Origin of the sequence: Pseudomonas sp. DY-1 (assembly GCF_003626975.1) — a bacterium.
GTDB lineage: Bacteria > Pseudomonadota > Gammaproteobacteria > Pseudomonadales > Pseudomonadaceae > Metapseudomonas.
Genome location: NZ_CP032616.1, coordinates 3,499,882 through 3,522,607, shown reverse-complemented (window position 1 = coordinate 3,522,607; position 22,726 = coordinate 3,499,882). Strand labels below are relative to the sequence as shown.

The window sequence follows — 22,726 nt, the reverse complement described above, 5'->3', positions numbered from 1 at the left end:
GGTATTGGTTTAGCCACGGGCTGACCTGATACCCAATCAGGCGGCCCACTCCAGCAGGGTCGCCGCCAAAGCTCCACGAAACCCCCGGTCGGCAACCCGACCGGGGGTTTTTGTTTTCCGGCCCACAAGGCCAACAACCGACATACAGGATCGCACCATGATCAGCTATCGCACCTACCAGACCTATTACCGCAACTCCGACTGGCGATTTAGCCGCGCAGGCTCCGCACAGACACCGTTGAATCGAACACCCAGATAGCGCCGTGCGCGGATCGAGCCGCGCCGGCTGAGGATGCCAGTCATGAATTCGCACCAATCCGTTCTGCCCGCCGCTGTACAGCCGCTCCATGCTATTGCACTGGAAGCTGCCCTTTCCCCATCGCGCAGCACCCACCCGCTGCCCACTCCCGCCGAATTGCGCCAGCGCTTACCGCTGAGTCATGCCATTGCCCGTCAGATCGATGCCCAGCGCGAAGCTGTTCGCGCCGTGCTGGATGGCGAGGATTCGCGCCTGCTGGTGGTGGTCGGCCCTTGCTCCATCCACGACGCGGATTCCGCCCTCGACTATGCTCGGCGTCTCGCTGCACTGGCGCCGGAGGTGAGTGACCAGTTGCTGCTGGTGATGCGTGCCTATGTCGAGAAACCGCGCACCACCGTGGGCTGGAAGGGCCTGGTCTATGACCCGCATCTGGACGGCAGTGGCGACATGGCCGAGGGCCTGGCGTTGAGTCGCCGGCTGATGCTGGATGTAGCCGAGCTGGGCCTGCCGATCGCGACTGAGCTGCTGCAGCCGCTGGTCGCTGGCTATCTGGACGACCTGCTGAGCTGGGCCGCCATTGGCGCGCGCACCAGTGAGTCGCAGATCCACCGCGAGATGGTCAGCGGCCTGGACCTGCCCGTGGGCTTCAAGAACGGAACCGATGGCAGCCTCGGCGTCGCCACCGACGCCATGCGCTCGGCCGCCCATGCTCACCAGCATTTCGGTATTGACGTCCAGGGCCGTCCGGCGCTGGTGCAGACCGCCGGCAACGCGGATACCCACCTGGTGCTGCGTGGCGGCAACCGTGGACCGAATCATGATGCGGCCAGTGTGCAAGCGGCGCGCGACGGGCTTGAGAAACTCGGTATCGCCCCGCGTATCCTGGTCGACTGCAGCCATGCCAACAGTGGCAAGGACCCACTGCGTCAGCCGGCGGTTCTGGAAGATGTGATCAGCCAACGCCTGGCCGGCCAGGACGCCCTGCGTGGGGTGATGATCGAGAGCCACCTGTTCGATGGCGCGCAGTCGCTGTCCTGCGATTTGCGCTATGGGGTTTCGATCACCGATGGCTGCCTGGGCTGGGCGGGGACGGAAGCGATCCTGCGAGAGGCGGCGGCGCGGTTGCGCGGGTGATGGCATTCGCTGTGGGAGCGAATTCATTCGCGATTGAATCCGCTCCCACAGGACCTCGGCCCTGCGCTAATCACTGCTCCTCGATATCCAGCAGCAGATTCTCGATTACCTCGCGGTACTCCCCAGGCTGTTCCCACAATCCTCGCTGCTGCGCTTCCACCAGGCGTTCGGCGATGTCGCGCAGGGCTTCAGGGTTGTGCTGGCGAATGAACTCGCGGGTCTCCTCGTCCAGCAGGTAGGCGTCGGCCAGCAGTTGGTACTGATGGTCGTCCACCAGTTCGCTGGTGGCGTCGAAGGCGAAGAGGTAATCCACGGTCGCCGCCAGTTCGAAGGCGCCCTTGTAGCCGTGGCGTTTCATGCCTGCGATCCACTTTGGATTGGCCGCGCGGGAGCGGACCACGCGCGCCAGTTCTTCCTTGAGCGAGCGGATGCGCGGCAGATCTGGCTGGCTGTGGTCGCCGTGGTAGCTGGCGACCTTGTCGCCACGCAGGGTTTCGGCGGCGGCAAGCATGCCGCCCTGGAACTGGTAGTAGTCGTTGGAGTCGAGGATGTCGTGCTCGCGGTTGTCCTGGTTCTGCAGCACGGCCTGCAACCCTTGCAGCCGCTGGGCGAAGCGTTCCCGCGCCGGAGTGCCGGCATCCTGGGCGCCGTAGGCGTAACCACCCCAATTGAGGTAGACCTCGGCCAGTTCGGCGCGGTCCTGCCACTGGCGTTCTTCTATGGCGCCCTGCACGCCGGCACCGTAGGCGCCGGGCTGGGCGCCGAATACACGCCAGCCGGCCTGCAGGCGTGCGCTCTCGGCGCTGATGCCTTCGGAAGCGAGGCGCTCGCTTTCCTGTTTGACTCGGGCGGCGAGGGGGTTCATCTCTTCGGGTTCGTCGAGTCCGGCCACCGCCTGCACGGCAGCGTCGAACAGGCGGATGAGGTTGGCGAAGGCATCACGGAAGAAGCCCGACACCCGCAGCGTCACATCCACCCGTGGGCGGTCGAGCAGGGACAGCGGCAGGATTTCGAAGTCTTCCACCCGCTGGCTGCCGGACTGCCATACCGGACGCACACCCATCAACGCCAGCGCCTGGGCGATGTCATCCCCCCCGGTGCGCATGGTCGCGGTTCCCCAGACGGAAATGCCAAGCTGGCGTAGGTGATCGCCGTGGTCCTGCAGGTGGCGTTCCAGCAGCAGGTTGGCGGACTGGAAGCCCAGGCGCCAGGCAGTGGGCGTGGGCAGATTGCGCACGTCCACCGTGAAGAAATTGCGTCCCGTGGGCAGCACGTCGAGGCGTCCGCGACTGGGCGCGCCACTTGGGCCGGGCGGGACAAAACGACCTGCCAGGGCGGAAAGCACACCGCCGATCTCGGCACTCCCGCAGGCATCCAGGGTGGGGGCGATCTCAGCGTGCAGGTTGTAGATAACCGCATCGCTGGTGGCGCCGATGGAGCCGAAGTCCGTGGTCTCGATCAACCGCAGCGCCAGCAGTTCCAAGCGTTCGCGCGTATCGCCATTGCTGCGCCAGGGCTCATCGCTGACGGCGTCCAGCACCGCTGGGCGCGGGCCTTCCCAGGGTTCCGCCCAGTTGAGGTCGAGCGGGTCGTGGCCCAGTTGCAGGTCGTTGGCGAGGGCGCGAAGCAGGCTGGCGTTGGTGCCCCTGCCGTCACCGCGCGGAATGCGCACCAGGGACAGCAGCGTGTCGTTGCGCAGGCGCCCGGTCGGGGATTCGCCGAAGACGTGGAGGCCGTCGCGAATCTGCGATTCCTTGAGGTCGCAGAGGTAGGCGTCCAGTTGCGGCAACCAGCTTTCCGGGTCGTCGTTGATGATCAGGTTCAGCTCGCGGTCCAGGGCGGTGGCCTTCACCAGTTCGAGAATCTCCCCACGCAGCTGCACGGCCCGGCGCGGGTCCAGCAGCGAGGCGTCGTAGTACTCGTCGGCCAGACGTTCCAGGTCGCGCAGGGGACCGTAGTTTTCGGCGCGGGTCAGGGGCGGCACCAGGTGATCGATGATCACCGCCTGGGCGCGGCGCTTGGCCTGGGCACCTTCGCCCGGATCGTTGACGATGAACGGGTAGATGTTCGGCAGCGGCCCCATCACCGCGTCAGGCCAGCACTCGGCGGACAGGCCGACTCCCTTGCCCGGCAGCCATTCCAGGTTTCCATGCTTGCCGACGTGGATCAGCGCATCGGCGGTGAATACTTCGCGCAACCAGAAGTAGAAGGCGAGATAACCGTGAGGCGGTACCAGGTCGGCGTCGTGGTAAATGGCCGCGGGGTCGAGTTGGTAACCGCGCGCCGGCTGGATACCGACGAAGGCGAGGCCGAAGCGCAGGCCGGCGATCATCATGCGGCCGCTGCGGAACATCGGGTCCTGCTGCGGCTCGCCCCAGCGTTCAATGACTGCGCGTTGATTGGCTTCGGGTAGCCGTGCGAAGCAGTCGAGGTAGTCGGAGAGGGCCAGGCTCTGGGCGCAGGGGCGCGCATCGAGGCTGTCCAGGTCGTTGCTGACGCCGCCGAGCAGGCTGTGGATAAGCGCAGTACCGCTCTCCGGCAGCCCAGCCAGCGGATAGCCTTCGGACTCCAGCGCACGAAGGATGTTAAGCGCGGCAGCGGGCGTATCCAGACCCACACCGTTGCCAATACGGCCATCGCGGGTGGGGTAGTTGGCGAGGATCAGCGCCACACGCTTGTCGGCATTGACCTTGCGCGAAAGCGCGCACCAGCGTCTTCCCAGCTCGGCTACGAAGTCCATGCGCTCGGTGTGCGGCAGGTAGCAGACCACGTCGCTCTGGCTGCGCTCGCTGCGCCAGGCCATGCCCTTGAAACTGATGGGCCGGGTGATGATGCGGCCGTCCAGCTCCGGCAGGGCGATGTGCATGGCCAGGTCGCGCGGGCCGAGGCCTTGCGGGTTTTCCCGCCAGAGGGGTTCGTTGTCCAGCGAGCAGATGGCCTGCAGCACCGGGATGTCTCGGCGGAAGGGACGCAGGCTGGGGGCGTCCGGGTTGGATTGGGCGAACCCCGTGGTGTTGATGATCAGCCCGGCAGCTGCGGCGTCCAGCCAGTTTTCCACAGCCTCCAGGCACTCGGTTTCCTTGAGGCTGGCGACAGCGATGGGAAGGGGATTCAGGCCACGGGCAGCCAGGCGCTCACAGAAGGCGTCGATGAAGGCGGTATTCGCGGCCTGCAAGTGGGTGCGATAGAAAAGCAGGGCGGCCACGGGCTGGTCTGGTTGCCATTCGGCCTGCCAATCCGCCAGTTGCGCCGGGCGAACGCGCGGGTGGTAGAGGGCGACGCGTGGAAGAACCTGTGGCTCGGTCCAGGGGTAGTCGCGCCCCAGCCAATTGTCGGCCAGGCAATTGAACAACTGCCGGGCGTTGTCCAGGCCGCCCTGGCGCAGGTACTGCCAGAGGCGTTCGGCATCTTTCGACGGGACCGTGCACAGGCTGGCCAGCTCCGGATCGGGACGGTCATCGCCGGGCACCAGTATCAGCTTGGCACCGCGTTCGGCCAGCGCCACGAGTTGCTCGATGCCGTAGCGCCAGTAACCCACGCCGCCATGCACCGAGATGAGGATGACCTTGGCGTGCTGCAGCACCTCGTCGACATAGAGGTCCACCGAGGCGTGGTTCTGCAGCTGCATGGGGTTGGCCAGGCGCAGGCTCGGGTAGTCGTCGGGCAATTCGCGGGTGGCTTCGGCCAAAAGCGCCAGGTGCGAGTCGCCGCTGCAGAGGATCACCAGTTCGGCGGGCGTCTGGGCCAGGTGGGCGATGCCATCGTCAGGGACGAAGCCGCCGGGTTGGGTGCGCAGGAGGTGCATTTACTCCCCTCTCTCTCTGGGAGAGGGGGCGGGGGTGAGGGCTGTCTCCGAGCGCTGGGGGCTTCCCTCACCCCAGCCCTCTCCCAGTGGGAGAGGGGGCAGGACGTGCTTCACGCGAGCGCCGTGCGTAGCTCGTTGGCGATCACCGCCTGATCCAGCTCCTGTCCGATCACCACCAGGCGCGTGCCACGGGTTTCGTCGGTCAGCCATTTGCGGTCGAAGTGCTTGTCGAAGCGTTTGCCAACGCCCTGGACCAGCAGGCGCATCGGTTTGCCGGGGATGGCGGCGAAGCCCTTGATACGCAGGACGGAATGGCGCTCCACCAGTTGGCCGAGGGCGGCGATCAGAGCCGTTTCCTCGACTTCCGGGAGGTCGACGTGGAAGGAGTCGAACTCGTCATGGTCGTGGTCTTCATGACCTTCGTGGTCGTGGTGGGTGGGGCGGCTGTCGATGTGCAACTCAGCCTCGGCGTTCAGCCCCAGCAGAACATCGAGGGGCAGCTTGCCGGAGTTGGCTTCGACGATCTTCACCGCCGGCGGCAGCTCCTCGGCCACTTCAGCACGCACGGCGGCCAAGGCCTCAGCGTCGAGCAGGTCGGCCTTGTTCAGCACCACCAGGTCGGCGCTGGCGAGCTGGTCTTCGAACAGCTCATGCAAGGGAGATTCGTGGTCGAGGTTGGGGTCCTGCTTGCGTTGTTCGTCTACCTGCTCGGGGTGCGCGGCGAAAGTGCCGGCGGCCACGGCCGGGCTGTCGACCACGGTGATTACTGCGTCGACGGTGCAGGCGTTGCGGATTTCCGGCCACTGGAAGGCCTGGACCAACGGCTTGGGCAGCGCCAGGCCGGAGGTTTCGATGAGGATCTGGTCGAGGTCGCCACGGCGTGCCACCAGTTCGCGCATCACCGGGAAGAACTCTTCCTGCACGGTGCAGCAGAGGCAGCCGTTGGCCAGTTCGAAGACGCGGCCTGCGGCCTCTTCCTCGGTGCAGCCGATGGAGCACTGCTTGAGGATTTCGCCGTCGATGCCCAGCTCGCCGAACTCATTGACGATCACCGCGATTCGGCGACCTTCCGCGTTGTCCAGCATGTGGCGCAGGAGGGTGGTCTTACCAGCGCCGAGGAAGCCGGTAACGATGGTGACGGGGAGCTTGGCCAGGGTTTTCATGCGCGCCTCTACGTGGTCGGTCGGCGGGCATGACGAACGCAGCGGGACTCGTCCCGCGCAACGGATTCGCCACCGGATCACCCCGCCCGGTTGTCTGAAATTTCGTCGAGGCAGGTCTCCTGGCTTACGACCCTGCGCCAGCGGGCTGTTGAAAGCTGCTGGGCGGCACCTTCGCCTTCCCGCTTGCGCAGTGGCGTTTCGAAGGGCCTTGGGACGTTCACAGTTGCGGGGGCAGCCGTGGCCTTGACCACGTTCCCTCTTAGCTCCGGCGCCTCGGCCGGAGAACCTCGAAAGGGCGAAGGCTACGCAGCGCCCGAGCAGCGGTCAATTGCGGCAGTTGACGCTTGGTCGGACTCGTGATGTCCTAGCACGGTTTTTTCAGGTGCCTTGCGTCGCCGTACGCGAGGTGAAACGGGAAGTCGGTGCGTCCATTTTCGGACTAGTCCGACGCTGCCCCCGCAACGGTAAGCGACCGTAGGGTTAAGTACGCCACTGTGCCGACAAGGCATGGGAAGGCATGCCCATCCTGCCCCTGGCAGGCGTCGTGAGCCCGGAGACCGGCCTGATCACGTTTTGGCAACCCGCGGTGGGCGGGCGCAAGCCGGAAACCTGGGTGCGCCTGCGCCCGCTTCCCTCGCGCGCGTTCCTCTGCCGGTATCGTTAGCAACGCAGAGGGAACCTCCATGTCCAGCCGTACCCTGTCTCATTCCGCCGCTTCCTCCTCGACCCTGACCCAACGTCTTGTACTGGCCATCGGCGCCAGTCTGGTCGGCCTGTCCCTGGTGTATTTCGCCGGCTTCTCGCATATCGAAGCTGTGCACAACGCCGCTCACGACACCCGCCACAGTGCCGCCTTCCCCTGCCATTGAGTGATTCACGGATGATCAAGCGCATTGCCCAGACGGCCGGTTTCGCCGGCCTGATCGCCGCCCTGGTGCTGACCCTGCTACAGAGCCTGTGGGTCACTCCGCTGATTCTCCAGGCGGAAACCTATGAAAACGCCGAACCCGCCACCCAGGTGGAGCAGGCGCACGACCATGAGCACGGCGGCGCGGCTGTCGCTCACACCCACGAGCACAGCGACGAGGCCTGGGCCCCGGAAGATGGCTGGCAACGGACCCTGTCGACCGGTGGCAGCAACCTGGTGGTGGCTGTGGGCTTCGCCCTGATCCTTGCCGGATTGTTCAGTCTGCGCGGGCCGAGTCGTGCCTGGCATGGCCTGCTCTGGGGGCTTGGCGGGTTCGCCACCTTTGCGCTCGCACCGTCCCTCGGCCTGCCGCCGGAATTGCCGGGTACCGCCGCTGCCGATCTGGCCCACCGTCAGGCCTGGTGGATTGGTACCGCTGCCTCCACTGCCGCTGGCCTCGCCCTGATCGCCTTTGGCCGTCACTGGGCGTTGCGCGTGGCAGGTATCGTGTTTCTCGTGATCCCGCATGTTGTCGGTGCGCCGCAGCCCGAAGTGCATGCCAGCCTGGCACCTGAAGCGCTGGAGCAGGAGTTCATCGCTGCGTCGCTGATCACCAATGCCGCATTCTGGGCGGTGCTCGGCTGGGCTGCCGCGTGGCTGTACCAGCGTCACGCATCGCCCTCCGCTTGAAACTGGTCGCCGGACTGGGCTGCCGGCGCGGCTGTCCGCCGGGTGAGTTGCAGGGCCTGCTGATGCAGTGCCTTGCCGAGGCCAGTGTCTCTCTCGATCAGGTGGTCGCCCTGGCTACCAGCGAGGCAAAATCCGCAGAGCCGGGGCTGGTCGCCCTGGCCGAGCGACTGGGGCTGCCGCTGCATGGCCTGCCGATGGATGTTCTTGCCGCCTTTGAAGGTCGGCTGAACCAGCCATCAGAGCGGGTTCGAGACGCCGTCGGCAGCCCCGGAGTGGCCGAAGCCGCGGCGCTGGCCCAGGCTGAAATCCTCTTTGGCCGCCGCGTCACCCTGCTCATCGACAAACGCCGCAGCGCCAGCGCTACCTGTGCGTTGGCCTGTATCCATCAGGAGGCCGGACGGCCATGACGGTCTACTTCATCGGCGCCGGCCCCGGCGATCCGGAGCTCATCACGGTCAAGGGACAGCGGCTGATCCGCTCCTGTCCGGTAATTCTCTACGCAGGGTCGCTGGTGCCCGAAGCGGTGCTGGCAGGCCACAGCGCGGATCTGGTGGTGAACACCGCCGAACTGCATCTGGATGAAATTGTCGCCCTGCTGGCGCAAGCCCATGCCCAGGGCCGGGATGTGGCGCGGGTGCATTCCGGTGATCCATCGTTGTATGGGGCCATTGGCGAGCAGATTCGTCATCTGCGCGAGCGTGGCATTCCCTTTGAGGTGGTGCCGGGCGTGACAGCCACCGCTGCTTGCGCAGCGCTGCTGGGGTGCGAGCTGACCTTGCCGGAGGTGTCCCAGACGCTGATTCTCACCCGCTACGCCAGCAAGACGCGGATGCCGGAGGGTGAAGCGCTGGCAGACCTGGCCCGGCATCGCGCCACCATGGCCATTCACCTCGGGGTGAGCCAGTTGGCGAAGATTGTCGAAGAATTGCTGCCGCACTACGGCGTCGCCTGCCCGATCGCGGTGATCCATCGCGCCAGCTGGCCGGATCAGGAGCAGGTCACCGGTACCCTGGGTGACATAGTGCCCAAGGTGGCGGCACGGGATTTCCGTCGCACCGCATTGATCCTGGTGGGCGAGGTGTTGGCCGCCGAAGGCTTCGCCGACTCTTCCCTGTATCGGGCCGACCACGCTCATCTCTACCGCCCAGGCAAGGCGCAACCGCCACGCGGCTAGTGACGTACGCCAGTGAAACCCGCAGAATGCGGCTCTTATGCGGCGGGGAATATGCCCGCCCACTCCCTATAACCGGCTTTAAGCGACCTCTTTCTCTATGCGAATGCGCTTGATGCTGTTGGGTGGCGGCAATTCACTCGGACAGGCGCTGATTCGCCTGGGAGCCGAGGAAGACATAGGTTTTCTCGCTCCGCGTCCGCCCGAACAGGGTTGGGATGCCGCCAGCCTGACCCAGCTGCTCGATGACACCCGGCCCGACGCCGTGATCAACCTCGCCTACTACTTCGATTGGTTCCAGGCCGACGAAGTCAGCGACGTGCGCCTGGCCGCCCAGGAGCGCGGCGTGGAGCGCCTTGCCGAACTCTCCCAGCATCACGGAATCATTCTGCTGCAGCCTTCCAGCTATCGGGTGTTCGACGGTTCGCGCGCGACCGCTTACAGCGAAAAGGACGAGACCGTGCCGCTCAGTGAACGCGGTAAGGCCATCTGGCGGATGGAGCAGAGTGTCCGTGCCGCCTGCCCCAAGCACGTGCTGCTGCGTTTTGGCTGGTTGCTGGACGACAGCCGCGATGGTTCATTGGGCCGTTTCCTCAGTCGTGCGGAGCAGGCCGACGAAATTTGCCTGGCCGACGACCGTCGCGGCAATCCGACCCCTGTGGATGATGCAGCCCGTGTGCTGCTTGCAGTGATCAAGCAACTGGACTGCCAGGCGCCGCTCTGGGGGACCTATCACTATGGGGGGCACGAGGCCACCACTCCGCTGGCGCTGGGCCAGGCGCTGCTCAGTGAGGCTCGCAGCCTGCATCCGCTGAAGGTGCAGGACATCACGCCGCAGGCCCACGCCGCTCGCCCCGATGCAGGGGACGAGCCGCAGAACGCAGTGCTGGCCTGCAAGAAAATCCTCCATACCTTCGGCATCAAGCCGCGCGCCTGGCGTGCTGCCCTGCCAAACCTGCTGGACCGCTACTATCGCCATGTCTGAATCCCCCATCCTCATTACCGGCGGCGCTGGCTTCATCGGCTCGCACCTGGCAGATGCGCTGCTCGCCAGGGGGCACGCCGTGCGCGTGCTGGACAATCTGTCCACCGGCAAACGGGCCAATCTGGCGCTGGACAACCCGCGACTGGAACTGATCGAAGGCGACGTTGCCGACGCCGCGCTGGTGGCGAAGGCAATGTCGGGCTGCAAGGCGGTCGCGCATCTGGCGGCGGTCGCTTCGGTCCAGGCCTCGGTGGATGATCCGGTGGCAACGCACCAGAGCAATCTGATCGGCACCCTGAACGTCTGCGAAGCCATGCGTGCGAGTGGCGTGAAACGGGTGATCTTCGCCTCCAGCGCGGCTGTCTACGGCCAGAACGGCGAAGGCACGGCCATCGACGAAGACACGCCGAAGTCGCCGCTGACACCTTATGCGGCTGACAAGCTGGCGAGCGAGCATTACCTGGACTTCTACCGCCGGCAGCATGGGCTGGAGCCTGGGGTGTTTCGCTTCTTCAATATCTTCGGCCCGCGCCAGGACCCATCGTCGCCTTATTCGGGTGTGATCAGTATCTTCACCGAGCGCGCTCTGGCTGGATTGCCGATCACCGTGTTCGGAGATGGCGAGCAGACTCGCGACTTCGTCTATGTCGGCGACCTGGTGCAAGTGCTGGTGCAGGCGCTGGAAGCAGAGTGGCTGGAGGTCGGACCGGTGAACGTGGGCCTGAATCGGGCGACCAGCCTCAACGAGTTGCTCGCCGCTATCGGCGAAGTGCTGGGTGATCTGCCGCCAGTGACTCATGCCGATGCGCGCGCCGGGGATATCCGTCACTCGCGGGCGAACAATGCCCGCCTGCTGCTGCGCTATGACTTTCCGGTCTCGACTCCGTTGCGCGAGGGCGTTGCGCGCCTGCTGGGGCGCTGAGCGACTGCTCTATGCGGTGCCCGTGGGGAGGTTCGTGTGACCGAACTAAACCACGGGTATAAAAAAGGCGCCCGAAGGCGCCTATAGCGGTAGTGTCCGTCCCCCAGGATTTTCCCGCTCAGAACTTGTAGCCGACACCAACCATGTAGACCCACGGGTCCACGTCCACATCGACCTTGACCTTGCCCACACCGGCCAGATCGGTGCTGGCTTGAGTGTCGATATCGATGTACCAGACTGCAGCGTTGAGCAGGATGTTGTCGGTCAGCATGTAGTCCATGCCCACCTGCGCAGCCAGACCCCAGGAGTTGTCCAGGTCCAGGTTGCTGAAGCCCTGGCTCTTGCGCTGGCTAGTCAGGCTTTCGTCGAAGAACAAGGTGTAGTTGAGGCCAGCCCCGACATAGGGTTGGAACGCCGAGTTGGGATCCAGCGGGTAGTACTGGAGGCTCAGGGTCGGCGGCAGGTGCTTGATATCAGCCAGTTTGCCGTCCAGAGCACCGCCAAGACCTTTCACGCCGACTTCATGCTGAAAAGGAGTGGCGGCCAACAGTTCGAGGCCTACGTGGTCGGTGAGCATGTAAGTGCCGGTCAGGCCCAACTGGGTATCGCTGTCCAGGGTGGCTTTTGTACCGCCTACCTTGGTGCCGGCGAGCGACAGATTGGAGCTGTCTTCGTTCGGGTCGACGGTGGCGGCGCCGGCACGGATGATCACATCGCCGGCCTTGTGGGCCAGGGCCAGGGGCGATGCGACGGCAAGGGCGAGCAGGGAGGCGGTGAGTAGCAGCTTGCGCATTAAAGGCTCCAATGAATTCTACAAGTGTTGGGCTGGAGCCAGTTTCTTTAATTAGGACGCTTCGTATCTTGATCCAGAGCAATGTCTCTCAGGTTGGACGTCAAAGGCCCGGTCACGCCAAGCCTTCGTGTTTGGAACGTCAGTTGCTGGGGGACTCGTAGGGATAGATCTTGCTCGCGTCCATCTGGTAACCCGCCTCGGCCAGGTCGCTGCTGCTGGCTTTCACCTGCAGCGGACCCTCGATCCAGAAGGGTTGGTAGAGGGCATCCATCAATACGCCGAGCTCGCTCTTCACATGGACGATCTGGTTCGACGGCGGCGGAGGAACATGGATGCAGGCACCGAAGTAGGGCACCAGGAGGAACTCCGTAACGCGGCCTTCTTCCGTGACATCCAGCGGCACGATGTAACCCGGCAATTTCACTTCCTGGCCGTCCAGCGCCTGGACCACCGGAGCTGCCGGTGACTGTTGCGAGGCTGCCGGACCGGCCTCCGCCTGGAGTGCATCCGAGAGCTGCGAAAGATCGTGGATGGGCGCCGGAGGTGCAGGTGGCGGCGCGCCTTCCGGAATCATTTCGGCCCAGGTGAGTTCGCGTGCCTCGCTGGCCCAGAGCGGGGAAGAAAGCGTCAACAACAGGGCCAGCAGGATGCGCGTCATGAAAGTCTCACAGGCGAATGGATAGACCGTCGGCCAGCGACTGCCGATAGGCACGCCAGGCTGGCACTACACCCATCAGTAGGGCAGCGGCCAGAATAGCGCCGAGCAGCGTCCACTCATAGGGGCTGGGCAAGGCGAGAGGCAGGAAGAGGCCGTAGGTGGCCTGGACGTAGCCTTGGCTGAGCGCTATGCCCAGATAGAGCAGGCCCACCCCCAGCACCGCACCCGCCATGGCCAGGGCGAAGGCTTCCAGCACCAGCAGGCTAGCGATGTGCCAGGGCCGCGCGCCTACCGAACGGAGAATGGCCATTTCCCGGCGACGCTCGTTGAGGCTGGTGAGGATGGCCGTGAGCATGCCGATCAGCCCGGTCAGCACGACGAACAGCGAGACTACGAAAAGCGCCTTCTCCGCCGTCCCCATCAGGCTCCAGAGCTCCTGCAGGGCGACGCCCGGAAGAATCGCCAGCAACGGTTCGCCCCGGTACTCATTGATCTGCCGTTGCAACGCGAAGGTGGCAATCTTGCTGTTGAGACCAAGGAGGAAGGCGGTTATGGCCTTCGGTTGCAGGTCCATGGCGCGCGCCTGATCAGCGCTGACCTTGCCCGCGCCGCGTGCGGGTACACCGTTCTGCCAGTCGACGTGCAGTGCCTCCATGCCGGCCAGGGAAATGTGCAACGTGCGGTCAACAGGAGTGCCGGTGCGAGCGAGGATACCAATCACGGTAAAGGGCTTGTCATCATGCTGCACCAGGCTGACGGTGCTGACGCCGTGGGCCAGCACCAGTTTGTCACCTAGCTTGTAGTGCAGGGCTTCGGCCACTTCGGCGCCCAATACCACCTCGAACATGTCGGCGAAGGGCTTGCCCTCGGCCAGTTGCAAGGGCTGTCCGCGGCCGTAGCGATAGTGATCGAAGTAGGCAGCGCTGGTGCCCATCACGCGGAATCCGCGATGCGAATCACCGAGGGAAATGGGGATGGCCCACTTCACCCGTTTGTCCTGGCTGATGGCTTCGAAGCTTTCCCAGCGGATGTTGTTGGTAGCATTGCCGATACGGAAGACGGAATAGAGCAGCAGGTTCACCGAACCGGATCGGGCACCGACGATCAGGTCGGTGCCGCTGATGGTGCTGGCGAAACTGGCGCGTGCCTCCGTGCGCACGCGCTCGACCGCCAGCAACAGACAGACCGAGAGGGCGATGGCGAAGACCGTCAGCAGCGCGGTGAATCGGCGGTTGGCGAGGCTGGCCAGGGCCAGGCGCAGCAGATACATCTCAATCCTCCTCGATGCGCGCGGCATGGTTCAGATCCGCCAGCGACAGGCTACGGTCGAACAGTGCAGCCAGGCTCTGGTCGTGACTGACGAACAGCAGGCTGGAGCCGGCTTCACGGCATTCGGCGAACAGCAGCTGCAGGAAGGCCTCGCGGGCGTCGGCGTCCAGGGCCGAGGTCGGCTCGTCGGCGATCACCAATTCCGGCTGGCCGATCAGCGCGCGAGCGGCCGCTACCCGTTGTTGCTGGCCGATTGACAGCGCGTCGGCACGGCGTTGCAGCAGTTCTTCCTTCAGGCCGAGATGGCGCAGCAGGGTTGCTGCCGCCGCATCGACGCTTCCGTGTCGCTGGCGGGCTCGTTCGGAACGCAAGCGTGAGAAGCGGCAGGGCAATTCGACGTTTTCCCGCACTGACAGGAAGGGCAGCAGGTTGAATTGCTGAAAGATGTAACCGGTGTGATCCACGCGGAAGTGATCGCGAGCGCTGGCGGAGAGCGAGGCCAGATCCTGACCGAGCAGGCGAATGCTGCCACGGCCGGGCTTCTGCACGCCGCCGAGCAGACCCAGTAAGGTGGTCTTGCCGCTGCCGCTGGGACCTTTGAGGAAGAGACTCTCACCGCGTTTCAGATGGAATTCGGGGATGTCCAGCAATTCCGGGTGGCCGGGCCAGGCAAAGCCCAGCCCATGGAGTTCGATCAGTGTCTGGCTCATGGGAATCCAGCCGGGTTGCCCCGGCTGTTTCTGCGAAGGGTTAGAAGCTCAGGCTGGCGTTGCTGGCGCTGAGTTCCGCGCCTTGCTGGCCGTTGGGGCCGATCAGTTGTACCTGAATTTTCAGGGTGGCGGGAAAGCGCTTGAACAGCCCGGCCAGATCCAGGGCCTTCAATTCGTCGGGCTTTGCGCATTCGAACTGGTAATGGGCGTGAACTTCACTGTGTTCGTGGTCATGGCCTTCGGCATGTTCGTCATGGTGCTCGTCAGCGCCGAAGAGTGGACTTTCCAGTTCCTGGGATTTGACCTTGCAGCCTGCCGTTGCGGGGAGGGCGAAGAGTGTCAGGGGTTTTTCCAGTTCTGCACGGGCGGCAGCCACCTTGGCCTTGTCGGCATCGCTCTTCGCTTCATGCTCGAAGCCCACCAGGTTCATGGCCGGGCTTTCCAGTTCCAGTTCCAGGGTCTTGCCGTCCAGCACAGCATTCAGCTGCGCCACACCGTGTTCGTGGGCGCCGAGGCTGCCGTGTTCGTGATCATGGTCGTGCTCGTGGCCCTGGACGACGGCCAAAGGCAACAGGGCGAAGGGCAGGGCAAGCAGCAGGCTGCGCATGAAGGATCTCCGGGGCGGGACGAAAATTTGCGTTACGTTATAACAAATGTAGGCAGCCCGCCAACACCATGGGAGCATTGCGCATTCGTTTCTGGAGGAGTTGGACATGCTGCGAATTCGCGGACAGATCGGTGATTGGCCGGTAGATCTGACGATTGAAATGGACGCTGAGGACTGGGACCAACTGGCCAGTCGCCTGACGCCCGAGGTCGCGGTCCAGGCTCCGGCTGCGCCCAAGGCTCCGAACACACCGCGCAGTGATGCACTTTGGGATACCGCCCAGCAATTGCTGCGCGATGCCGGGCAAATGGAAGGTCCTCGCCTGTTGGCGGAACTGGAAGCCCTGGCCGGCGGTACTGCCGCGGGCAAGCGCCTGCTGGTGCGCCTGCGCCATTGCGAGCAGGTGCATATGGAAGCGGGAGAGGACGCGCCCCTTTATATCTGGAGGGGCTGAGGAACTGTGGGAGCGATTTCAACCGCGAATGAATTCGCTCCCACAGAAAAGGGCTGGCCCGGAACCCTGTCAGTAGATCGCGTTGTACAGCTTGCGGCGATAGGTGGTGACCAGCGGATGGTCGTTACCCAGCAGGTCGAACACTTGCAGCAGGGTCTTGTGGGGCAGGCCGTTCTCGAAGCCACGGTTACGCACGAACAGCTTGAGCAGGCTGTCCAGCGCCGGCTCGTATTGCTGGCGGGAGAGTTGCTGGACCGCCAGCTGGTACACCGCTTCGTCATCACCGGCATCCTGCGCGAGGCGCGACTTCAGGTCGGCCACTTCAGGCAGGTCGGCTGCCTGGCGCAGGAATGTCAGTTGGGCGCGGGCGCCCGCGAGTGATTGCTTGTGCTCGTCGCTCTTCACGGCATTGAGCACGGTTTCCGCTTCACCCAGTTCACCGCGTTCGGCCAGGCAGCGGGCATAGAGGATCAGGCCGGCGGCATTGGTGTTGTCTTCGGTGAGCAGTTGCTTGAGCAGATTCTCGGCTTCGCTGATGCGGCCTTCGCTGAACGAGGCCTGGGCAGCGTCCAGCAGGTTGCCCTGCGGCGTGGCCGGGATCTGTACGTGGGGTTCGAGCATGGCGCGGATAGCCGATTCCGGCTGGGCGCCGGCAAAGCCGTCCACCGGCTGGCCGTCCTTGAACAGCACCACGGTGGGCAGGCTGCGGATGCCGAAGCGCATCACGATGTCCTGCTCGATATCGCAGTTCACTTTGGCCAGCAGCAGTTCACCCTGGTAGGACTCGGCGATCTGTGCCAGTAGTGGCATCAGCGCCTTGCAGGGCGCGCACCAGTCAGCCCAGAAATCCACCAGCACGGGCTTGTGGAAGGAGTTCTGGATCACCGCCTGGTCGAAATCGGCACCGGTGGTATCGAAGATGTAGGGAATGTCGCTCATCTGGGCACTCGAAGGCACGAAGGAATGGGCGAATCATAAGGCCGCCGACGGGGGATGAATATGCCCCGTACGAGCGAGGTGTTCTCCCGCCGGTCGGTCTGCTGCCTGTAGGGGCGAATTCATTCGCCAAGCGCCCCGCAGGGGCGCCCCAACTCCGAGCTGTACCGGGACGATTCCTTGCCCGGCCGCAGCATCATGAGGGACCCCTAGCGCCCCCCCACAACATGTCTCCCTCGCCAAGGTGCCCTGTCTCAGCGAATCGCGTGATACAGGCTCACATTGCGAAATTCCGCCGGCTCGGCCAGGTCCGGCCAAGTGCAGGCGTCCAGCACGGCAAGGCGGGTATAGAGCGGGTGCTGGAAATCGCGTACCCGCGAGTCGGCCACCAGGGCTTGGCGACCGCGGGTAAGGAAGTGGTCGAGTAGTGGCAGGTTGGCGCGGTCGTAGAGCACGTCGGCGACGATGATCAGGTCGAAGCGGTCTTGTTCCTGGAAAAAGTCCGCCGAATAGCTCAGCTGCACACCGTTGAGCTCGGCATTGGCGCGACAGGCTTCCAACGCCAGTGGGTCGAGATCACAGGCCACCACTTCAGCAGCGCCGGCCTTGGCCGCGGCAATGGCGGCCACGCCCGAGCCAGCGCCGAAGTCCAGCACGCGTTTGCCGGCGACCCATTCCGGCTTCTCGGCCAGCCAGCGCGCCAGAGCGAGGCCGCTGGCCCAGCAGAAGCACCAGTAGGGTGGCTCTTCGAGGATGCGTCGGGTTTCTTCGGGGCTGAAGGCGCGGTCCATGTTGTTGGCATCGATCAGCCAGAGCCTGATATCGGTTCCCGGCAGGGTTTCCGCGCTGAGGCTGGCGTCGCCCAGCAGTTGGACCAGTGCCTGTTGCAGTGCTGCCGGGGCGCTCATGGTGCTGGAACCATCTGCAACGGTCCGAGGGACTGGCTTTCAGGCTGCAGGATCAGGCGAGGTTGCAGTTTCAGGATCAGTTGTCCCGACAGGCTCGCGCGCCCACGCAGCTCCACGCGCTCACCTCGGGGAAAGTATTCCGGGTTGAACAGCAGGCGGAAGGGCAGCGGGCCGCCATTGCCGTTCAGCACCAGGTTGCCGAGCAGGCGTTGCGGGCGGTCGCGCGAATCGATCGATATCAGCGCCAGCTCCACCTCGCTGCCCGCGGGCGGCGCCTGCAGCACGCCGCTGAGTTCACGCATGTGTGCAGGCGTGGCCTCAACCTTGGGTTGCTGTGCCGGAGTGGGTAATTCCGGGGCGGGCTCTTCGCTGGCACACGCCGCTAGCAGCGCGGCCAGGAGCAGGGGAAGGAGTGGGCGCATCTGGAATTCCTGATCTGTATGCGCGGGCCTTATAGCGCAAAGCCGTCGGCTTGTCTTGCCCCGGGGATGCGCTACCATGGTCCCCCTTTTCTGCAGATGCTCCTCGAACGCCATGCATTGTCCTTTCTGCGGCGCCCACGACACCAAGGTCATCGATTCGCGGCTGGTCGCAGAAGGCGATCAGGTGCGTCGTCGTCGCGAGTGCCTGGCTTGCGAAGAACGCTTCACTACCTTCGAGACCGCCGAGCTGGTCATGCCCCGCCTGATCAAGCAGGACGGCAGTCGCCAGCCCTTCGACGAAGAGAAGCTGCGCGCCGGCATGCAGCGGGCACTGGAGAAGCGTCCGGTGAGCATCGAACGTCTCGAGGCGGCCATCGCCCATATCAAGCACAAGTTGCGCGCCACCGGCGAGCGCGAGGTGAAATCTCGGGTACTGGGCGAACTGGTGATGGTCGAGTTGCAGAAGCTCGATGAAGTCGCCTACATCCGTTTCGCTTCGGTCTATCGCCGCTTCCAGGATCTCAACGAGTTCCGCGAAGAAATCGAGCGCCTGGCCCGCGAGCCCTCGAAAGACTGATGGCCACCAGCGATCAGGCCTACATGGCCCGCGCCCTGGAGCTGGCGCGCAAGGGCATCTACTCAACCCATCCCAATCCGCGCGTCGGTTGCGTCATCGTTCGTGATGGCGAGGTCGTCGGTGAAGGCTGGCACGTCCGCGCCGGTGAGCCCCATGCCGAAGTCCATGCCCTGCGCCAGGCCGGCGATCTGGCCCGTGGCGCCACTGCCTACGTCACTCTCGAACCTTGCAGCCATCACGGCCGCACGCCGCCGTGCGCCGATGCGCTGGTGGCAGCCGGAGTCGGGCGCGTGGTTGCCGCCATGCAGGACCCAAATCCCCAGGTCGCCGGCCGCGGCCTGCAACGTCTGGCAGATGCGGGCATCGCCGTGGAGAGCGGCGTGCTGGAGGCTGAAGCGCGTGCACTGAATGCCGGCTTCATCAAGCGGATGGAACAGGGGTTGCCCTTCGTCAGGGTCAAGCTCGCCATGAGCCTTGATGGCCGCACCGCCATGGCCAGTGGCGAAAGCCAGTGGATTACCGGTCCGGCGGCCCGCTCGGCGGTGCAGCGCTTGCGTGCCCGCGCCAGCGTCGTGTTGACCGGCGCTGACACCGTGCTTACCGATGCTGCACGCCTGACCGTACGTGCCGACGAATTGGGTCTGGACGCTGAGCTCACTGCGCTGGCCGTCAGTCGCCCGCCGCTGCGGGTGCTGGTGGACGGGCGCCTGCGGGTGCCGCTGTCAGTATCTTTCTTCCAGGCCGGCCCGACACTGGTGGCGACCGCCCGCGCGGGCGCCCAGGATGGTTACCCGGGCCACGAGCTGCTGGTGTTGCCGGGTGGCGATGGCCATGTCGATCTGCGCCGACTGTTGCAGGAGCTGGCCAACCGGGGTGTCAACGAGGTCCTGGTGGAAGCCGGCCCTAGCCTTGCAGGGGCCTTTGCCCGTGCCGGACTGGTGGATGAGTACCAGATTTTCATCGCCGCCAAGTTCCTGGGTTCCAGCGCCCGCCCGCTGCTTGACTGGCCGCTGGCACGTATGGCCGAGGCCCAGGAATTGAAGATCGTGGAAATGCGCGCCGTAGGCGACGACTGGCGAGTCATCGCGGTGCCTCGCTCTACTGCCTGATTTCCCCGCCGCCAATATGGCCGAACAGGCCGATGCAAGTTCGTTACGACTGTGATAAAACGCCTGCCAGCCAGTTCGATGCTGGCTGAAACGTTCTCAGGGCGGGGTGCAAGTCCCCACCGGCGGTAATTGCGTGCCAAGCGCATAGCCCGCGAGCGCTCGTCCATGGCGAGGTCAGCAGACCCGGTTAGATTCCGGGGCCGACGGTAATAGTCCGGATGAAGAGAGAACGGGATTGCCTGCCTGGGCCAGCGTACGTCCGTGCCAGTGCCCGTCAGATCCCTTTCGATCCGATACGCCCTGTTTTTCACGAAACAGGAGTTACATCGATGTCATATGCAACAACCCAGATCCTTCCGGCGCCGGCGGCTTGCCTGCGCGCGGGCGAGGGGTGGGCGCCTATAATGCGTCTTTCACCGGCTTCTGTCGGTTCGCTGCAAGCTCTGGAGGTCCCATGTTCACCGGCATAATCGAAGCCATCGGCACCATCCGTGCGATCACCCCCAAGGGGGGCGACGTTCGTGTCCTGGTGGAAACCGGCAAGCTGGACCTCGGTGACGTCAAGCTCGGCGACAGCATCGCGGTCAATGGCGTCTGCCTCACCGCAGTGGAACTGCCCGGTAACGGCTTCTGGGCCGACGTCAGCCGCGAAACCCTGGCTCGCACTGCCTTTGACGACCTCAAGGCCGGTAGTCCGGTCAACCTGGAAAAGGCCCTGACTCCCACCAGCCGTCTTGGCGGCCACCTGGTCAGCGGCCATGTCGACGGTATCGGCGAAGTCGTGGCGCGGGAAGACAACGCCCGCGCCGTGCAATTCCGCATCCGCGCACCGCGCGAGCTGGCCAAGTACATTGCCCTGAAGGGTTCGATCACCGTCGACGGCACCAGCCTGACGGTGAATTCGGTAAACGGCGCGGAGTTCGAGCTGACCATCGTCCCGCACACCCTGGCCGAGACCATCATGGTCGACTACCGACCGGGGCGCCGCGTCAACCTGGAGGTCGACCTGCTGGCCCGCTACCTGGAACGCCTGCTGCTGGGCGACAAGGCGGCTGAGCCCCAGTCCTCCGGCCTGACCGAAAGCTTCCTCGCCGAACACGGCTACCTCAAACACTGAATTCAGAAGGAGGGCCCATGGCTCTCAACAGCATCGACGAACTGATCGAAGACATCCGCCAGGGCAAGATGGTCATCCTCATGGATGACGAGGATCGCGAGAACGAAGGCGACCTGATCATGGCCTCCGAGTGCGTGCAGGCCGAGCACATCAACTTCATGGCCCGCTTCGCCCGTGGCCTGATCTGCATGCCGATGACCCGCGAGCGTTGCGAACTCCTGAAGCTGCCGCTGATGGCGCCGCGCAACGGTTCCGGCTTCGGCACCAAGTTCACCGTCTCCATCGAGGCGGCCGAAGGTGTGACCACCGGTATCTCCGCCGCCGACCGCGCACGCACCGTACAGGTGGCCGCGGCCAAAGGTGCCAAGGCCGAAGACATCGTCAGCCCCGGTCACATCTTCCCGTTGATGGCTCAGCCAGGCGGTGTGCTGGCCCGCGCCGGTCACACCGAGGCGGCTTGCGACCTGTCGCGCATGGCTGGCTTCGAGGCCAGCGGCGTGATCTGCGAGATCATGAACGACGACGGCACCATGTCCCGTCGCCCCGAGCTAGAGGCCTTCGCCGCCGAGCACGGGATCAAGATCGGCACCATCGCCGACCTCATCCACTATCGCCTGATCCATGAACGCACCGTCGAGCGCATCGCCGAGCAGCCGCTGGATAGCGAACTGGGCCACTTCAACCTGGTGACCTATCGTGATTCCGTGGAAGGCGATGTGCACATGGCGCTGACCCTGGGCAAGATCTGCCCGGAAGAACCGACCCTGGTGCGGGTCCACAACATGGACCCGCTGCGCGACCTGTTCATGGTCAACCAGGAAGGCCGCTGGAGCCTGCGGGCTGCCATGAGCGCGGTGGCCAAGGCCGGTAGCGGCGTAGTGCTGCTGCTGGGCAACCCGCTGACCGGCCCGCAGCTGCTGGCGCACCTGGAGCGTCAGCTGGGAGCGGAAACCAAGGTCACCAATCCGACCACCTACAGCACCGTCGGTGCCGGATCGCAGATTCTCCGCGACCTCGGGGTGCGCAAGATGCGCCTGATGAGTTCGCCGATGAAGTTCAACGCGATATCCGGTTTCGACCTGGAAGTTGTAGAATACCTGCCCGCTGAATGACCCGCAGGGCTCCGACCGTCAAGGCCGGGGCCCTCGCTCTTTAATTGACGAGAACTCGCCCATGTCCCTGAAGACCATCGAAGGTACCTTCATCGCCCCCAAAGGCCGCTATGCCCTGGTGGTCGGCCGTTTCAACAGTTTCGTCGTGGAAAGCCTGGTAAGCGGCGCCGTAGACGCTCTGGTTCGCCACGGTGTCAGCGAAAACGACATCACCATCATCCGCGCTCCCGGCGCGTTTGAGATCCCGCTGGTAGCCCAGAAGGTCGCCCAGCAAGGCGAGTACTCCGCCATCATCGCCCTCGGCGCGGTCATTCGTGGCGGCACCCCGCATTTCGAATACGTTGCCGGTGAGTGCACCAAGGGCCTGGCCCAGGTTTCCATGGAGTTCGGCGTTCCGGTCGCCTTCGGCGTGCTGACCGTCGACTCCATTGAGCAAGCCATCGAGCGTTCCGGCACCAAAGCCGGCAACAAGGGCGCAGAAGCTGCCCTGTCCGCCCTGGAGATGGTTAGCCTGCTGGCTGCCCTGGAGGCCAAGTGAGCAACGCAGACGGTTCGGCGCCCAAGGCACCGAAAGGCAAGATTGCAGCCCGTCGCCAGGCCCGCAGCCTGGCGATGCAGGCACTCTACTCCTGGCACATTGCTGGTCAGCCGCTCAACGAAATCGAGGCGCAGTTCCGCGTCGACAACGATTTCAGCACGGTAGACGGTGCCTACTTCCACGAGATCCTGCACGGCGTGCCGCGCCAGAAGACTGAGATCGATGCGGCCTTCCTGCCTTGCCTGGATCGTGCCCTTGAAGAAGTGGACCCGGTAGAGTTGGCGATCCTGCGCCTGTCGACCTTTGAGCTGATGAACCGCCAGGACGTGCCGTATCGCGTGGTTATCAACGAAGGCATCGAACTGGCCAAGGTGTTTGGCGCCACCGACGGGCACAAGTTCGTCAACGGCGTGCTGGACAAGCTGGCACCGCGCTTGCGGGCCGCCGAAGTCCGCGGCGGCAAGCGCTGATTGCAGCTCG

The 22,726-nt window shown here is 64.6% G+C and carries 24 protein-coding genes and 3 riboswitches; of the genes, 14 read left to right on the top strand and 10 right to left on the bottom strand.

Going from position 1 to position 22,726, the window contains the following annotated elements:
- Nucleotides 1–301: 301 nt before the first annotated feature.
- Nucleotides 302–1,393 carry a 3-deoxy-7-phosphoheptulonate synthase gene (locus D6Z43_RS16660; protein ID WP_174235586.1) on the top strand — a complete coding sequence of 364 codons (1,092 nt, stop codon included), beginning with the start codon at nucleotides 302–304 and terminating at the stop codon, nucleotides 1,391–1,393.
- Between the two features lie 70 nt (nucleotides 1,394–1,463).
- Here D6Z43_RS16660 and cobN read toward each other — a convergent pair whose 3' ends face one another.
- Together cobN and cobW are read right to left on the bottom strand one after the other, a co-directional pair.
- A complete protein-coding gene (gene cobN / locus D6Z43_RS16655) occupies nucleotides 1,464–5,198 on the bottom strand; it encodes a cobaltochelatase subunit CobN (RefSeq protein WP_120653253.1) in 3,735 nt (1,244 codons plus the stop codon).
- 110 nt (nucleotides 5,199–5,308) lie between these two features.
- The gene (gene cobW, locus D6Z43_RS16650) at nucleotides 5,309–6,361 is read right to left on the bottom strand and encodes a cobalamin biosynthesis protein CobW (protein WP_120653252.1); all 1,053 of its coding nucleotides are present in this window, start codon (nucleotides 6,359–6,361) and stop codon (nucleotides 5,309–5,311) included.
- Nucleotides 6,362–6,452: 91 nt separating this feature from the next.
- Nucleotides 6,453–6,666: riboswitch (cobalamin riboswitch) on the bottom strand.
- 58 nt (nucleotides 6,667–6,724) lie between these two features.
- Nucleotides 6,725–6,942: riboswitch (cobalamin riboswitch) on the top strand.
- A 102-nt stretch (nucleotides 6,943–7,044) separates the two neighbouring features.
- Between cobW and D6Z43_RS16645 the strand changes: the two genes are divergently transcribed.
- From D6Z43_RS16645 to D6Z43_RS16620, 6 genes are all read left to right on the top strand, one after another.
- Nucleotides 7,045–7,230 carry a CbtB-domain containing protein gene (locus D6Z43_RS16645; protein ID WP_120653251.1) on the top strand — a complete coding sequence of 62 codons (186 nt, stop codon included), beginning with the start codon at nucleotides 7,045–7,047 and terminating at the stop codon, nucleotides 7,228–7,230.
- Between the two features lie 11 nt (nucleotides 7,231–7,241).
- Entirely contained in the window at nucleotides 7,242–7,958 is a 717-nt protein-coding gene (locus D6Z43_RS16640) for a CbtA family protein (protein WP_120653250.1), read from the top strand.
- A complete protein-coding gene (locus tag D6Z43_RS16635; RefSeq protein WP_120653249.1) occupies nucleotides 7,955–8,365 on the top strand; it encodes a cobalamin biosynthesis protein in 411 nt (136 codons plus the stop codon). Before D6Z43_RS16640 ends, D6Z43_RS16635 begins: the two co-directional genes overlap by 4 nt.
- Entirely contained in the window at nucleotides 8,362–9,132 is a 771-nt protein-coding gene (gene cobM / locus D6Z43_RS16630) for a precorrin-4 C(11)-methyltransferase (protein ID WP_120653248.1), read from the top strand. The genes D6Z43_RS16635 and cobM overlap by 4 nt, the downstream gene beginning before the upstream one ends.
- Before the next feature lie 97 nt (nucleotides 9,133–9,229).
- Nucleotides 9,230–10,114 (top strand): sugar nucleotide-binding protein, encoded by an 885-nt coding sequence (locus tag D6Z43_RS16625; RefSeq protein ID WP_120653247.1) that lies wholly within the window; start codon nucleotides 9,230–9,232, stop codon nucleotides 10,112–10,114.
- Entirely contained in the window at nucleotides 10,107–11,036 is a 930-nt protein-coding gene (locus D6Z43_RS16620) for an NAD-dependent epimerase/dehydratase family protein (RefSeq protein ID WP_120653246.1), read from the top strand. The genes D6Z43_RS16625 and D6Z43_RS16620 overlap by 8 nt, the downstream gene beginning before the upstream one ends.
- Nucleotides 11,037–11,154: 118 nt before the next feature.
- Here D6Z43_RS16620 and D6Z43_RS16615 read toward each other — a convergent pair whose 3' ends face one another.
- From D6Z43_RS16615 to D6Z43_RS16595, 5 genes are all read right to left on the bottom strand, one after another.
- The gene (locus D6Z43_RS16615) at nucleotides 11,155–11,829 is read right to left on the bottom strand and encodes an OmpW family protein (protein WP_120653245.1); all 675 of its coding nucleotides are present in this window, start codon (nucleotides 11,827–11,829) and stop codon (nucleotides 11,155–11,157) included.
- Between the two features lie 139 nt (nucleotides 11,830–11,968).
- Nucleotides 11,969–12,487: a DUF3299 domain-containing protein gene (locus tag D6Z43_RS16610; RefSeq protein WP_120653244.1), complete on the bottom strand. Its 519-nt coding sequence runs from the start codon at nucleotides 12,485–12,487 to the stop codon at nucleotides 11,969–11,971.
- A gap of 7 nt (nucleotides 12,488–12,494) precedes the next feature.
- Entirely contained in the window at nucleotides 12,495–13,757 is a 1,263-nt protein-coding gene (locus D6Z43_RS16605) for an ABC transporter permease (protein WP_120653243.1), read from the bottom strand.
- A gap of 1 nt (nucleotide 13,758) precedes the next feature.
- Nucleotides 13,759–14,466, bottom strand: a complete 708-nt coding sequence (locus D6Z43_RS16600) for an ABC transporter ATP-binding protein (RefSeq protein ID WP_120653242.1) — start codon at nucleotides 14,464–14,466, stop codon at nucleotides 13,759–13,761.
- A 40-nt stretch (nucleotides 14,467–14,506) separates the two neighbouring features.
- Nucleotides 14,507–15,073 carry a DUF2796 domain-containing protein gene (locus tag D6Z43_RS16595; protein ID WP_120653241.1) on the bottom strand — a complete coding sequence of 189 codons (567 nt, stop codon included), beginning with the start codon at nucleotides 15,071–15,073 and terminating at the stop codon, nucleotides 14,507–14,509.
- Between the two features lie 106 nt (nucleotides 15,074–15,179).
- Between D6Z43_RS16595 and D6Z43_RS16590 the strand changes: the two genes are divergently transcribed.
- Nucleotides 15,180–15,527, top strand: a complete 348-nt coding sequence (locus D6Z43_RS16590) for a hypothetical protein (RefSeq protein ID WP_120653240.1) — start codon at nucleotides 15,180–15,182, stop codon at nucleotides 15,525–15,527.
- Between the two features lie 69 nt (nucleotides 15,528–15,596).
- On the opposite strand, the gene trxA is transcribed toward D6Z43_RS16590, so the two are convergent.
- From trxA to D6Z43_RS16575, 3 genes are all read right to left on the bottom strand, one after another.
- Nucleotides 15,597–16,466: a thioredoxin gene (gene trxA / locus D6Z43_RS16585; RefSeq protein ID WP_120653239.1), complete on the bottom strand. Its 870-nt coding sequence runs from the start codon at nucleotides 16,464–16,466 to the stop codon at nucleotides 15,597–15,599.
- A gap of 251 nt (nucleotides 16,467–16,717) precedes the next feature.
- Nucleotides 16,718–17,371 (bottom strand): methyltransferase, encoded by a 654-nt coding sequence (locus D6Z43_RS16580; RefSeq protein WP_120653238.1) that lies wholly within the window; start codon nucleotides 17,369–17,371, stop codon nucleotides 16,718–16,720.
- On the bottom strand, nucleotides 17,368–17,793 hold the full coding sequence (locus D6Z43_RS16575; RefSeq protein ID WP_120653237.1) for a YbaY family lipoprotein: 426 nt from the start codon (nucleotides 17,791–17,793) through the stop codon (nucleotides 17,368–17,370). The genes D6Z43_RS16580 and D6Z43_RS16575 overlap by 4 nt, the downstream gene beginning before the upstream one ends.
- A 112-nt stretch (nucleotides 17,794–17,905) precedes the next feature.
- On the opposite strand from D6Z43_RS16575, the gene nrdR reads away from it, so the two are divergent.
- The 6 genes from nrdR (at nucleotide 17,906) to nusB (ending at nucleotide 22,716) form a co-directional block, all read left to right on the top strand.
- Nucleotides 17,906–18,370 (top strand): transcriptional regulator NrdR, encoded by a 465-nt coding sequence (gene nrdR, locus D6Z43_RS16570; protein WP_120653236.1) that lies wholly within the window; start codon nucleotides 17,906–17,908, stop codon nucleotides 18,368–18,370.
- Nucleotides 18,370–19,479 carry a bifunctional diaminohydroxyphosphoribosylaminopyrimidine deaminase/5-amino-6-(5-phosphoribosylamino)uracil reductase RibD gene (ribD, locus tag D6Z43_RS16565; protein ID WP_120653235.1) on the top strand — a complete coding sequence of 370 codons (1,110 nt, stop codon included), beginning with the start codon at nucleotides 18,370–18,372 and terminating at the stop codon, nucleotides 19,477–19,479. The genes nrdR and ribD overlap by 1 nt, the downstream gene beginning before the upstream one ends.
- An 88-nt stretch (nucleotides 19,480–19,567) precedes the next feature.
- Nucleotides 19,568–19,714, top strand: a riboswitch (FMN riboswitch).
- Between the two features lie 219 nt (nucleotides 19,715–19,933).
- Nucleotides 19,934–20,596 (top strand): riboflavin synthase, encoded by a 663-nt coding sequence (locus tag D6Z43_RS16560; protein ID WP_120653234.1) that lies wholly within the window; start codon nucleotides 19,934–19,936, stop codon nucleotides 20,594–20,596.
- A 17-nt stretch (nucleotides 20,597–20,613) separates the two neighbouring features.
- Nucleotides 20,614–21,708, top strand: coding sequence for a bifunctional 3,4-dihydroxy-2-butanone-4-phosphate synthase/GTP cyclohydrolase II (gene ribBA / locus D6Z43_RS16555; protein WP_120653233.1), 1,095 nt, complete (start codon nucleotides 20,614–20,616; stop codon nucleotides 21,706–21,708).
- A gap of 61 nt (nucleotides 21,709–21,769) precedes the next feature.
- Nucleotides 21,770–22,246: a 6,7-dimethyl-8-ribityllumazine synthase gene (gene ribE, locus D6Z43_RS16550; protein ID WP_120653232.1), complete on the top strand. Its 477-nt coding sequence runs from the start codon at nucleotides 21,770–21,772 to the stop codon at nucleotides 22,244–22,246.
- Nucleotides 22,243–22,716 carry a transcription antitermination factor NusB gene (gene nusB, locus D6Z43_RS16545; RefSeq protein WP_120653231.1) on the top strand — a complete coding sequence of 158 codons (474 nt, stop codon included), beginning with the start codon at nucleotides 22,243–22,245 and terminating at the stop codon, nucleotides 22,714–22,716. The genes ribE and nusB overlap by 4 nt, the downstream gene beginning before the upstream one ends.
- The last annotated feature ends 10 nt before the right edge of the window (nucleotides 22,717–22,726 follow it).